12 protein-coding genes are annotated in these 12,666 nt (G+C 41.1%); all 12 read right to left on the bottom strand.

Annotated elements, in window-relative coordinates; genetic code table 11:
- Positions 1 to 15: 15 nt before the first annotated feature.
- Positions 16 to 1,437, bottom strand: coding sequence for an aspartate ammonia-lyase (gene aspA, locus T391_RS0102780; RefSeq protein WP_027327064.1), 1,422 nt, complete (start codon positions 1,435 to 1,437; stop codon positions 16 to 18).
- Positions 1,438 to 1,603: 166 nt separating this feature from the next.
- Positions 1,604 to 2,029, bottom strand: a complete 426-nt coding sequence (locus tag T391_RS0102775; protein ID WP_027327063.1) for a hypothetical protein — start codon at positions 2,027 to 2,029, stop codon at positions 1,604 to 1,606.
- A 1-nt stretch (position 2,030) separates the two neighbouring features.
- Entirely contained in the window at positions 2,031 to 2,915 is an 885-nt protein-coding gene (cmoB, locus tag T391_RS0102770) for a tRNA 5-methoxyuridine(34)/uridine 5-oxyacetic acid(34) synthase CmoB (RefSeq protein WP_027327062.1), read from the bottom strand.
- A complete protein-coding gene (locus T391_RS07750; RefSeq protein ID WP_051420555.1) occupies positions 2,908 to 3,900 on the bottom strand; it encodes a hypothetical protein in 993 nt (330 codons plus the stop codon). Before T391_RS07750 ends, cmoB begins: the two co-directional genes overlap by 8 nt.
- Before the next feature lie 12 nt (positions 3,901 to 3,912).
- Complete coding sequence (gene metG, locus T391_RS0102760; protein ID WP_027327061.1) at positions 3,913 to 5,793, bottom strand: methionine--tRNA ligase; 1,881 nt, start codon at positions 5,791 to 5,793, stop codon at positions 3,913 to 3,915.
- A gap of 119 nt (positions 5,794 to 5,912) precedes the next feature.
- Complete coding sequence (locus T391_RS0102755) at positions 5,913 to 6,131, bottom strand: HP1242/YdcH family protein (RefSeq protein WP_027327060.1); 219 nt, start codon at positions 6,129 to 6,131, stop codon at positions 5,913 to 5,915.
- 84 nt (positions 6,132 to 6,215) lie between these two features.
- Complete coding sequence (gene argJ, locus T391_RS0102750) at positions 6,216 to 7,421, bottom strand: bifunctional glutamate N-acetyltransferase/amino-acid acetyltransferase ArgJ (protein WP_027327059.1); 1,206 nt, start codon at positions 7,419 to 7,421, stop codon at positions 6,216 to 6,218.
- Positions 7,421 to 8,563: a potassium channel family protein gene (locus tag T391_RS0102745; RefSeq protein ID WP_027327058.1), complete on the bottom strand. Its 1,143-nt coding sequence runs from the start codon at positions 8,561 to 8,563 to the stop codon at positions 7,421 to 7,423. Before T391_RS0102745 ends, argJ begins: the two co-directional genes overlap by 1 nt.
- A gap of 23 nt (positions 8,564 to 8,586) precedes the next feature.
- Positions 8,587 to 8,775, bottom strand: a complete 189-nt coding sequence (gene rpmB, locus T391_RS0102740) for a 50S ribosomal protein L28 (RefSeq protein ID WP_027327057.1) — start codon at positions 8,773 to 8,775, stop codon at positions 8,587 to 8,589.
- 50 nt (positions 8,776 to 8,825) lie between these two features.
- Positions 8,826 to 9,779 carry an NAD(P)-binding domain-containing protein gene (locus T391_RS0102735; protein WP_027327056.1) on the bottom strand — a complete coding sequence of 318 codons (954 nt, stop codon included), beginning with the start codon at positions 9,777 to 9,779 and terminating at the stop codon, positions 8,826 to 8,828.
- Positions 9,772 to 9,969 carry a cbb3-type cytochrome oxidase assembly protein CcoS gene (gene ccoS / locus T391_RS0102730; protein ID WP_027327055.1) on the bottom strand — a complete coding sequence of 66 codons (198 nt, stop codon included), beginning with the start codon at positions 9,967 to 9,969 and terminating at the stop codon, positions 9,772 to 9,774. Before ccoS ends, T391_RS0102735 begins: the two co-directional genes overlap by 8 nt.
- 1 nt (position 9,970) lies before the next feature.
- Complete coding sequence (alaS, locus tag T391_RS0102725; RefSeq protein ID WP_027327054.1) at positions 9,971 to 12,526, bottom strand: alanine--tRNA ligase; 2,556 nt, start codon at positions 12,524 to 12,526, stop codon at positions 9,971 to 9,973.
- Between the last annotated feature and the right edge of the window lie 140 nt (positions 12,527 to 12,666).

Below are 12,666 nucleotides of genomic sequence, written 5' to 3'. Positions count from 1 at the left end.
TATGATTGCTTTGAGTTATTTTTGCATTTTCTGTTTGTCTTCACTAGTCATATGAGGTTTCAACATATTTTCGGGTTTAAAAATCTCATCTAGCTGAGCTTGGGTGAGCAAGCCTCTCTCTAGCGCGATCTCTCTCACTCCTTTTCCAGTTTGAAGAGCTTCTTTGGCAATTGAGGCAGAATTCTCATAGCCAATATAGGGATTGAGTGCTGTGACAATTCCAATAGATCCAAACACATAGTTTCGACATACTTCCTCATTGGCAGTGATTCCATCAATACATTTATCCGCCAAAGTTTTCATAGCCTTATCGAGCATTTCCATTGAATTAAAGAGTGCATAAGCCAAAACAGGCTCCATCACATTGAGTTGGAGTTGTCCAGCTTCTGCGGCAAAAGAAACAGTGACATCATTTCCAATCACCATAAAACACACTTGATTGACGACTTCTGGAATCACGGGATTGACTTTTCCAGGCATGATAGAGCTTCCAGGTTGCATTTTGGGGAGTGAAATCTCACCAATCCCTGCTCTTGGACCAGAACTGAGGAGTCTTAGATCATTGCACACTTTGGAGAGTTTGACTGCGACACGCTTAAGCACACCACTGACTTGGACATAAGCACCATTATCTTGTGTTGCTTCAATGAGGTTTCCTGCTGTAATAAATGGCTTGCCTGTGACTTCTTGGAGTTTTTGCTCAACGACCTTTGCATATTCTGGGTGAGAATTCATCCCTGTTCCAATCGCTGTCCCTCCTAGATTCATCTCCCGAATCAGGTTTCTTGCCTCAAGAACTCGATCAATATCCTCACCCATCATGATCGAAAATGTCTTAAACTCCGCTCCAAGAGTCATCGGAACAGCATCTTGAAGCTGTGTTCGTCCCATCTTAAGGATGTCTTTGAATTCTTCAGCCTTGCGATCATATGAAGCTTGTAAGAATTTCATAGTTTCTGCAAGTTGCGTAAGTTTGTCATAGATTGCGATTCTCATTGCTGTGGGATAAGCATCATTGGTTGATTGACTTAGATTGACATGATCATTGGGGTGACAGTATTGATATTCTCCTTTTTTGTGCCCCATGAGTTCAAGCGCGATATTGGCGATGACTTCATTTGCATTCATATTGGTGCTTGTGCCAGCACCTCCTTGAATCATATCAACGACAAATTGATCATTATATTTGCCACTCATCACAAGATCGCAAGCTCGGCAGATATGATCTTTGAGCTCACTGCTTAGAAGACCAAGTTCATTGTTGGCAAGGGCTGCGGCTTTTTTGACTTGGGCTAGGGCAACGATAAAGTTTGGAAAATTTTTCAACTTATCATGAGAGATATTGAAGTTTTCTAGTGCCCGATAGGTTTGCACACCATAATACACATCTTCAGAAATCTCCAAATCCCCTAGGAAATCGTGTTCGACTCTTTTCATTTTTTGCTCCTTGTTTTGATTTGCACTCGAATACTAGAGCGTTCTTTTTTGAAATCCAAAAGAAGTGGTGTGTTTTGTTCTTGAGATTCTGAACAACTGCACAAAAGGTTACAGTTTTAAGAAGAGAGAATGGGGGAATAACTTTTTAGTGTCAGAATCGCTGTTTTTATTCTTTGAAATTGAGTCTGAAAAGTTGTTTATCAAAAAGAGAGATATGAAAGAGCGCTTCAAAAATTTTGATATCTAGCAAGGTTCCTTTGACAAAAATTTCATATTTTCTATTATTGGATTGTTTGATTGTGGCAAGGAAGATGATTTCTTGCTCAAACTCGATGGGTGCAAGGAATTGGACTTCTGATTTGATGGTGAGGGCATTGGGTTGATTGACCAAGCACATGGCTGCGTAATTGGCAGCACTAAAGATGAAGCCAGAGTGGATAAGATTGCTTTCATCGCTGATCATTTGCTTTGTTGGATTGAAAATAATGATCGCTTCTTCCTCTGTGAGTTTGGCAATCCTTCCACAAAGATCAGGTTTGAGTGCATTGCATACTGAGAGTTCAAGATTGTGTTGCTCCAAAATATCTTCCATTTTATCTCCTCTTTAGTTTGAAATATCCTCTGATGGGGGCTGGATAACCCTCAATAGTTTTGCAAGAATCTAGAGGATCTAGAAAATCTTCCAAGCTTAGGCTATCAATCCAATCCGTTTTTCTTTGTTCTTGTGTGTCTGTGGGGATTGTAGCAAGGCATTCAAAACTATCAAATCCAGCACGCTCACACCATCCACGCAAGGCATGAATACTTGGGATGAAATAGGCATTGCTCATTTTGGCATAACTTTTTGGAGGACATAGAACGATCTCTTCTTGAGAGTCTAAGATCAGTGTATCAAGTATGACTTCACCCTCTTTGTTGAGAGATTTTGAGAGGTGTTTGAGTGTTGTGATGGGATCTGTCCTGTGATATAAAACACCCATACACAAAATCACATCAAAAGTAGCTCCATAATTTGCTAGATCCTCGACCCCAAGGAGTTCGTATCGGATTTTGCTTTGTATGAAATGATTGATGAAATCAAACTGGCATTTAAAAAGTGCAGAGGGATCAAAGCCTGTGATGCTTTTGGGTGAGAGTGGAAGCATTTTGAACATATAGTATCCATTGTTGCATCCAATGTCTGCGACATCTTTGTCTTGGATATTGAGATGAGGGGCGATGAGGTCAAATTTTTTGAAACTTTGCCATTCACTATCAATGTGTAAATTCCCAATGTGAAAAGGCCCCTTGCGCCAAGGCTTGAGATCTTTGGCAAGAGTGTAGATTTCATCTTCTATTTGAGAAGTGGGATGAGAATAAAGGATCTTGATGCTATCCTCAAAGAAAATCTTGGCATCTATTTTGGGAAGTGAAGAGATGCGCTTAAGGAGGGGAGCGATATTTTTGGCTTGAAGTTTTTGAAGCTGTTGTTTAGTCATCAAAAAGGCTCGACTCTATTGCAGAGTTTTGCAAATGATCTAGCAAAAATGCACTATTGACGCCCAAAATCAATGCGAAGTTGAATTTTGTGTTTTTGATTGCTTCAAAGAGCGAATCAGAATCGGTATAGCTTAGGGCATCAGGGAAGAGGAAGATTTTGGATTGTGGGACGAAGAAGGCGATCTTGGCCCATTTGGCATTTTCCTGAAGATAGCTTGCATAAAATCTAAAGTGTTCTTGTTGTTCTTCTGCGAGCAAAACACGGCCACTTTGGCCATGGGGGCAGAGAAGATTATTGGCTGCGATGAAGATGGGTTTGAGATAGGGGATGCTTTTGAAATATTCGAGCGAGAAGTAGATTCCTTCATTGAGAAAAAGTGTGATGACTGAGGAGAGATAGCCTAGGAATATGCTAGGGAGTGAGAGGGTATAGCGCTTGGAATCAAAATAGATTTTGCTATCAAATAATGTGCATGAAATAATCTTGAAGGGTTCATTGTCTGGAAGAATGCTTCTAGTGAATTCTAGAGGAACTTCCAAAAGAGCTGTGTTGTTGGTGATGATTTTTTGAATCCCTTGTTTTTGAGTGGATTCCAAAAAATCGCTATAGCCACCCTGCAAGAAGTCTAGTGTCGGATCTGTGGTGATTTCTTTGGCGATTTCATACTCAATGTTTTTGAGATAAATTACTGAAATATTGCGCGAGAGAAGCTTGTATCGAATGAGGCGCGTGATCGCATCTTGCAGAGAATCTACCTTAATCCATGCACATTCCTCATCAATGACTTGTAGATCTCCATCTTCAAAGAGGATTCCATAAGCTCCAAGCATGATGGCTTCTCTCGCATCGCTCTCTTTGGTGCAGATAAAGAGAGTGCCACGCATGACATGAGTGATTTGTGTTGTGATATTCTCAAAGTGAGAGATTGGGGGCTGATTGAGGAGATTGCCATTGACAATCTCTGCGACTGCATTGACTCTCAAATCTTGCGCTCCTTAGCCAATTTTGCTTCCATTTTTTTTCTTGCTTTGTGGAACGATGAGTTTCAATCCTTCATCATCTTTGACAGATAGGATCATTCCCTCACTGATCATACCCATAAGTTTTGCAGGCTTGAGATTGGCAACGACACAAACCTGTGTCCCAATCAAATCTTGTGGATCATAATATTTGGCGATCCCAGAAATGATCTGACGCAATCGCCCCTCTCCCAAATCAATCTGAAAACATAGAAGCTTATCACTCCCCTCCACCCTTTTGGCTTCTATGACCTCTCCTACCCTTAAATCTGAGAGAAAAAAGTCATCGATTTTGATTAGAGATGTTTCTTCTTGTTTGACTTGGCTTGAAGATGGTGGCATCTTGGGTTCAGGCTTTTGGATTTTGGGGAATAGGGGATCTGTTTTAGTAAGTTGGAATCCATTGAAATAATGCGTTTTAATACTGCTTAGATCTCCCAAATCTTTGCCTAGTGCTTGGACAATTTTTTGAGCACTTTGAGGGATGGCTGGATAGATGAGTGTTGCTCCTTTATAGAGGATATTGCAAAGAAGCACGAGTAGAGCTTGTGTTTTGTTCTCCTCACCATTTTTTTGGAGATTCCAAGGTTCATATTTGCTGATGAGTTCATTGCCTAAGGCAAAGAGTCTCCATACCTCCTCAAGATAGCGATGGAATCGTGCTTGAGGGATTTCTTGGAGGGCAGAGTGGATGATTTGATTGATATTTTCTAGTTCTTGAGCAAAAAATTCTTGCAATGATTCTGTGTAGAGCTGGAGTGCAAAATACTTCTCACTCATTCCAACAACACGATTGAGAAGATTTCCTAGATCATTGCTAAGCTCTGAGTTGGAGCGATCGATCAAAGAAGTATGGCTAAAATCTCCATCTTGTCCAAAAGGAACTTCTCTAAGCAAGAAATATCTAAAAAGATCATTGCCAAATTCAGCAATCATCGCCTGTGGATCGATGACATTGCCGATGCTTTTGCTCATTTTTTGTCCTTCATTGAGCCACCATCCGTGGGCATAGATTTTTTGAGGGAGTGGGAGCTCAAGACTGAGCAAAAATGCTGGCCAATAAATGGCATGGAATCGCAAAATATCTTTTCCAACTAAGTGGATTGCCTCTTCCCAGAAGCTCATTTGTGCTCCATCTTGCCCATATCCCAAAGCACTGACATAATTCATCAATGCATCAAGCCAAACATAAATAATATGCTTTTGATCATCTTTTTGAGATGGGATGGGGATCCCCCACTCAAATGTGGTGCGAGTGATGGAGAGATCGTTGAGACCTTGTGATACAAATGCGATCACTTCATTTTGGCGATATGAGGGGAGGATGGGATTGCTTTCATACCATTTGAGAAGCTGATCTTGATATTTGGAGAGTGCAAAGAAGTAGCTTTCTTCCTTGATGATTTGAGTTGGTTTCCCACAATCTGGACATCCTCCATTTTCTTTGAGTTGTGTTGGAGTAAAGAAGCTTTCACAGCTAATGCAGTAATGCCCTTCGTATTCGCCAAGATAGATATCTCCTTTTTCTTGCATTTTGACAAAGGCTTTTTGCACAGCTTGGATATGGTGAGGATCAGTTGTGCGCAAAAAATGATCATAAGAGATTTCCATCTTATCCCATAGGGATTTGAAGCTTTGACTGATCTCTGTGGCATATTGCATAGGTGTTTTGCCTTTGGCTTTGGCAGATTGTTCAATCTTTTGTCCATGCTCATCTGTGCCTGTGAGCAAAAAGGTTTCATTACCCTCTAGGGTGTAAAATTTTTTTAAAAAATCTGCAATGATCGTAGTATAGGCATGTCCGATATGGGGGACATCATTGACATAATAGATTGGGGTTGTGATGTATTTTTTCATTTTCTATCCTTAATCAAGCTTTTGAAATTTTAGCAGGCTCGATGGGTTTTGTAAAATCTAAACTAAGGGGATTTAAGAAGATTCCCCCACCAAAGAGAGGTGTGGAGAATCTTTGGGTGTTATGTATTTTGAAAATTTCTGATCATGGTGTAGATTTCATCTTTGAGGCGTAGTTTTTCCCTTTTGAGTTCATCAATGGTTGTATTGGATCCTACTTCAATTCCTGATTCCATATTTTGAATCTTCTGATCTAGAGCGTTGTGTTCGGCAAAAATTTTGGCGAAGTGGGCGTTGGACTGCTTGAGCTGAGAGATTTCCTCGCGGTATTCATGTAGCATTTTTTCTCCTTTGTTTGAAGTGTTCTAGAATAGTGCCACGATTTTCGAATACTTCAGAAATAATTCTTTGCAAACAAATTAAATCTAACTGCGATAGTCTGAGTTGATTTCTACATATTTGTATCCCAAGTCACAAGCATAAGAGGTGAATGCTCCATCTCCAACGCCTAGATCACAAGTGATAGAAAAACTATCAGTTTGCATCAATTTGGAAGCTTTTTGCTCAATCTCTTGGGTGAAGAGAATCTGACCACAATCAAAAATACAGAGATTTTCAATGAAAATTTTAAGCCTATTTTCATGGGCCTCTACACCACATGAACCGATTGTTGAGGCGATCCTGCCCCAGTTTGGATCACAACCAAAGAGAGCTGTTTTGACCAAGAGTGAGTTGGCAAGCGCCTTACTTGCTCTGATCGCTTCTTCTTGGTTTTTGGCTCCTTTGATTTTGAAAGCTACAAGTTTGCTTGCTCCCTCGCCATCTCGAACGATATCAAGTGCAAGTTTTTTCATCACCATGCCTAGGGCTTGATCAAAAGCACTTTTATCATAAGCTTGACTTTTGCCATTAGCAAATATGAAGACAGAATCATTGGTGCTTGTATCTCCATCCACACTGATTGCGTTGAATGTGGTATGGAGATGTTTGTTGAGAAGCTCTTCAAGGTCGTGTTGGGGGATGAGTGCATCTGTTGTGATAAAACAAAGCATCGTTGCCATTGCAGGTTCGATCATCCCTGCTCCTTTTGCCATCGCTCCAATATGAAAAGTCTGACCATCCTCCAAAACAATCTTTAAGGCAATCTCTTTTTCAAATGAGTCTGTTGTGCGGATCGCTTGACTGGCGCGATGTGCTGATTGGATACTTCTTTGAGAGAGATCAAAAGAATCAAAGGCTTGGATGAGTTTTTGGGTGTCAAGTCTTACTCCGATCACTCCTGTGCTTGAGGGGATGGGATTTTGAATAGTTGGAAAGCGTTGCTTGAGTGCTTCCATGACTTGAGTGATATCTTGGATTCCAGCTTCACCTGTGAGTGCATTGGCATTTTTGGTGTTGATGAGGACAAAGTTACTTTTTTTCCCTTCTAGATTGCGTTTGAAGTATTGAATCGGAGCGGCTTGGAAGCGATTGGTGGTAAAAACGGCATAGGGCAAAGTTGGAGGATCCATGTATAAAAAGGCAACATCAAGGGCTTGATTGGGTTTGAATCCAGCACTGATTCCATCAGCAAAAAATCCTTCTGGCGCACAAATTCCTCCATGAATTGGATAGATTGAGTAAGTTTTCATCATTTGTCCTTTGTGAGTTTGGTGAGTTTTGCTGGTTTGTTTCTTGACATGATGAGCTTTTTGGTTTCTCTAATGCCCTCACTTGTCCCAATCATTAGAAGTTTAGATTCGCTTGGGATGATCATCTCGCCTGTGGGCATGGTGATGTATTTGCCATCTTTTTGGGTGATCCCAACGATTGAGACGCGCGTGAGAGATCTAAAATTGGCATCTTTGAGTTTTTTGAGTACAACCCAGCTGTATTTGGGCACTACCACTTCTTCAAGATCTAGCAATGTGTCTTTTTTGTATGCAAATTGTTCAAGAAGATTTTCCATATCAGGGCGCACAGCCATCGCACTGACGCGTTGAGCCATCAAATCTGTAGGTGAAACCACAGCATTAGCACCGAGCTTTTTTAGCCTCTCTACATCCTCTTGAGTATATGCACTTGCGATGATGTAGTAGGCGCGTCTTCCAATTTCTTTTTCAAAAAGTCGGGCTGAGGCGATCAGTGCGATATTGTCTGCTGAAGTTTTAGAAAATGCCACGATACCCCTAGCGCTTGCTAGATGAGTTTTGGCGATGACGCTATCTGTGTGGGGATCACCGATGATGTAGTAGGGATATTTGTGTTTTTTGGCCTCTTCTTCAAAGTTGGGGCTATTATCTACAACTACAAAGGGGATTTGAGCTTCACGAAATTTTTTGGATAGTTCGATGGTGTATTCATTGTGATAGCAGACGACATAGTGCTTTTTGAGTCTGACAATTTTTTGAACCATTTTTCTCTCCTTGATGAGTTGAATCAGTGTTCCATTATTGAGAATGCTAACCACTGTCGCAACGCTAAAAGCAATCACCCCAGCTCCAGCAAACATAATAAAAGATGTGAATAAAATCGCAAGTGGGCCGAAATCTTTCTCTTTGAGTGCGCCAAAACCTGTATTTGTGAAAGTATAGGCAGTTTGGAAAAAGGCATCCATCAAGGAATAATCCTCTAGCCAAAGATAGCCAAGAGTTCCGATAAGTAGAAAGATTTGAATCAGTAGGAGGGGAAGCCTAAAGTATTTGAGCTGACCATAAAGTTCAGCATCTAGGCTATCTGTCGCTTTGGGCTTAGACTCCCTCCAGTGAAGAAGTTTTTTGATCCCCTTAAACAAAGGCTTCTCGCCTTGATCTCAGATTATGAGCGTTTTTTCATTGTTCTAAGGGTTGAAGCAGCAACCTTGATTTTCATCGTTGTTCCATCAGCGAGTGCAACGCGAACACTCCTAAGGTTTGGGAGCGATCGTTTTTTGTTCTTGTTGTTGGCGTGACTGACATTGTTTCCAACCATGGGACCTTTGCCTGTAAAAAAACATTTTCTTGCCATTTTGAAACCTTTATTGAAGTATTAAACCCGTGATTATATAGATTTTTGCCTCAATTTTTGAGTCTTTTGGCGATTTCTTGCGCAATTTCATAGCCATGATTGAGGCCAATTGCAATGGATCCTCCACTTTGTAGAGCGATGTCTCCAGCGATAAACAAATCCTGAATCGATGTTTCATGGATTTCTGAGCTTTTGGGTGTTTGCTTCTCATCAAGTTCTAGTTTGCATTTCTGTAAAAAATCAAGAGGTGTGGATCCTCCAATTGCATAAATAATGCGATCATAAGTTTCTTTTGTGCTATCAGCAAATTCGACACATACGCGTCCAGAATCCTCACTCAATGCCACAATATCCACTCCAAGTTTGGTCTGAAGTTCTCCGCTTGAGATGACTTTTTGGAGTTCTTGAGCATTGGCATCATTGATGCGTGCAAATTCTGAGCGACGATAGTTGAGGGTAGTTGGATTGGTTTTGCATAAATCATAGGCATATTCAACCGCTGAATTTCCTCCTCCTACAATCAGTAGTTTTTCATCTTTTTGGATACTGTTGGCATTGAAATTCACAAGAGATCGGATGGGTAGAGGGATTGCATAGCTTGGTTTATTGGGTTGACCCATTTTGCCAATAGCAATGACGACAAAGCGAGCTTTGAAGCTCTCCCCTCCGCTTGAGAGAAGTTCAAATCCATCTTCTGTTTTGCTAATGCGCTCAATATCAGTTTGTGGTTTGAGATCGATTTGATTGGAGGAGAGAAGAGATCCAAAGAGATCCAAAGTGCTCTCTTTGTTGCCATCACAAAAATCAATCGAGCCCTTGAGGGTGACTTCCTGCCCCTTATAATCTCTATCTACACGCTTTCCATCTTTATAAAATTTGCGGATGGTGGTCAAATATGACTCTCCCTTTTCAAATATGGCGACATTCTCAACCCCTAGCTTTTTGCTTTCAATTGCTGTTGAAATTCCTGTTGTTCCTGCACCAACTATTGCTACATCAATCATTTTTTCTCCTTTTTTCTTCTTTTTGTCGTGCTAAGTTGAGCTCTTCTTCATCATCAAAAAGCGCACCTTGCATCATTTTTTGAGCATCATCAAACTGGTGATTTTTGATTCCCCAGATGAATGCAACCAGTCCAATAAATCCCAAAAAAAGTGAAACATAGAGCATCACTCCCAAGATTCCTACGCTCATTTTATGCCTTTAGAGCCTTTAGGGCATAGTCTCTAGCTTGTTGCAAAGCTTGAGGAATCTTACTTGCATCCTTTCCTCCAGCTGTTGCAAAATCATCGCGCCCTCCCCCATTTCCACCAAGAATTTGAGCAATTTCCTTGATCCATGCTCCAGATTTAATGGGTGTATTTTTGACTCCAGCGACAAGAGAAATTTTCTCCTCTTGGTTTAGAATCAAAAGAACTGCGACTTTGGGATATTTGTTTTTGAGATGATCAACGATCTCTTTCCCATCCCCTTGAGCTTGAGAGATGATGAGATATGTATCCCCAACTTTTTCTTCAGAAAAGTCAGTTTGTATTTTACCTTTAGTTTCTTTTTTGAGCTGTTTATTTTCCTCTTGGAGTTTCAAAATAGCTTGGGATAGATTCTGGGTTTTGAGCATGGATTTGAGTTCTTGCTCAAGCCTGAGAGTATCGCAAGCAAACTCAAATCCAGCCTGTCCGCACACTGCCTCAATGCGTCTCACCCCGCTACTAACCCCATTTTCTTTGAGGATATAAAAGTTGCCAATCATTCCTGTATTGGAGACATGAAGTCCTCCACATAGCTCAAGTCCAGCATCCTCAAATCCAACGACACGGACTACTTCACCATATTTTTCACCAAAGAGAGCCATTGCGCCTTTTTGTTTGGCTTGATCGATCCCCATTTGCTCAATGCAAGCATTTTTGCAAGATATGATGATGGCATTGACTTTGTTTTGAATCTCTTTGAGCTCATCTTCACTCAAAGCTCTGTGAAAGCTAAAGTCAAAGCGCAAGCGATTGGATTGCACAAGACTGCCAGCTTGTGAGACACTTGAGCCAAGGAGGTCGCGCAAGACAAAGTGCAAAAGATGGGTGGCTGAGTGATGCTTGCGCACTTCAAGCTGGTGTTTGACATCAACTTCTGCCTCAAGTACATCGCCTATGCAAATGGGTGAGGTTGAGTGAATTTGGCAGAGTGTTTTGCCAAAGAAACTGCGTGTATCAATGACTTCAGCGATTTGTATATCACTGTTGCTAAGCCATCCTCGATCCCCGATGGCTCCTCCGCCTTGAGCATAAAATGGTGTGATTTCAAGCATCGCCCATCCTTGTCCTTGTGTGAGGCTTTGGATACTCTTGCCATTTTCATCAAAAAGAGCGCTAATCTTGCTAGTGCATTGATGGACATTGTCTTGGGCTAGGGAAGTTTGAGGTAGTGAGGCGATGATTCCAAACTCTCCATCACTGACTTCATCACCACTTCCTTTCCATGAAGCTTTGGCAAGTTCTCTTTGGTGTTGCATACAAGATTCAAATGTGGCAATGTCTAGATCAATACTATGCTCTTTGAGCATATCTAGTGTCAGATCAAGAGGGAAGCCATAGGTGTCATAAAGCTTGAAAGCAACTTCCCCGCTAAAGCAATCTTTGGAATCTTGAAGTTCTTTTTGGAAGAGACTCATTCCTAGCTCAAGTGTTTCATAGAAGCGCTTTTCTTCATATTTGCATTGCTCTAGGATATAGGCTTGCTTTTCAAGAAGATAGGGATAGATCGATCCCATTTGTGTGCAAACCTCTTGCACTATTTCAAATAAAAATGGCTTTTTGATTCCCAAAAGATATCCATGTCTTACAGCCCTCCTTAGAATCCTGCGCAAAACATATCCTCTTCCTTCTTTGTCAAAATGCACGCCTTGGGCAAGCAAAAATGCTACAGAGCGAGCATGATCTGCAATCACACGATAACTTGCTCCATTTTCATACACATAGGGTTTGCCACAAAGTGAAGCGACTTTGTCAATAAGTGGCATAAAGATTGAGCTATCAAAATTACTTCTTTTTCCCTCAAGTAATGCCGCTACACGCTCTAATCCCATGCCTGTGTCAATGCTTGGTTTGGGAAGTGGAGTTAGGGATCCATCGCTTTGGCGCTCATATTGCATAAAGACAAGATTCCAAATCTCCAAAAATCGATCCCCATCCCCCCCAAAATAATCCTCTTCCCCATTGAAATTCTCCTCTCCTTGATCGACAAAAATCTCACTACATGGCCCACAGGGTCCTGTATCTCCCATTTGCCAGAAATTATCTTTATCTCCCATTCTTTTAATTCTTGCAGGATCGATATGCTTGCTCCAAATCTCAAAAGCCTCATCATCACTCTCATGCACTGTGACATAAAGTATACTTTTGTCAAATCCCAAAACCTCTGTGACAAACTCCCAGGCATAGGCGATGGCTTGCTCTTTGAAATAATCTCCAAAGCTAAAATTCCCAAGCATTTCAAATAGCGTATGATGGCGTGCGGTATAGCCGACATTTTCTAGATCATTGTGTTTGCCTCCAGCACGGATACAGAGTTGAGAGCTTGTGCCTCTTGGAATGCTTGGAGCAGAGATTTTGCCTGTGAAAATATCTTTGAATTGCACCATCCCAGCATTGGTAAATAAAAGAGTGGGATCTTGTGGGATGAGAGGCATACTCTCATAGACTTGATGCCCTTTGGAGGCGAAGAATCCTAGAAATTTAGATCTGATATCGAGTTTCATGCTAAGACTTCCTTGGAAATAGATGACTTTATCAAAAAGCAGATTCTATCAAACAAGCTCTCTAAAGAAAGAATTGATTTGAAGCAATGAGTGATCTGTCTCAAATTGTATCAGTCCAGTTTGATGCAAAAGTTAATTTT

Source organism: Helicobacter pametensis ATCC 51478 (assembly GCF_000518225.1).
GTDB lineage: Bacteria > Campylobacterota > Campylobacteria > Campylobacterales > Helicobacteraceae > Helicobacter_G > Helicobacter_G pametensis.
The sequence above is the reverse complement of the archived record's forward strand: the minus strand, read 5'-3'. Positions and strand labels throughout refer to the sequence as shown.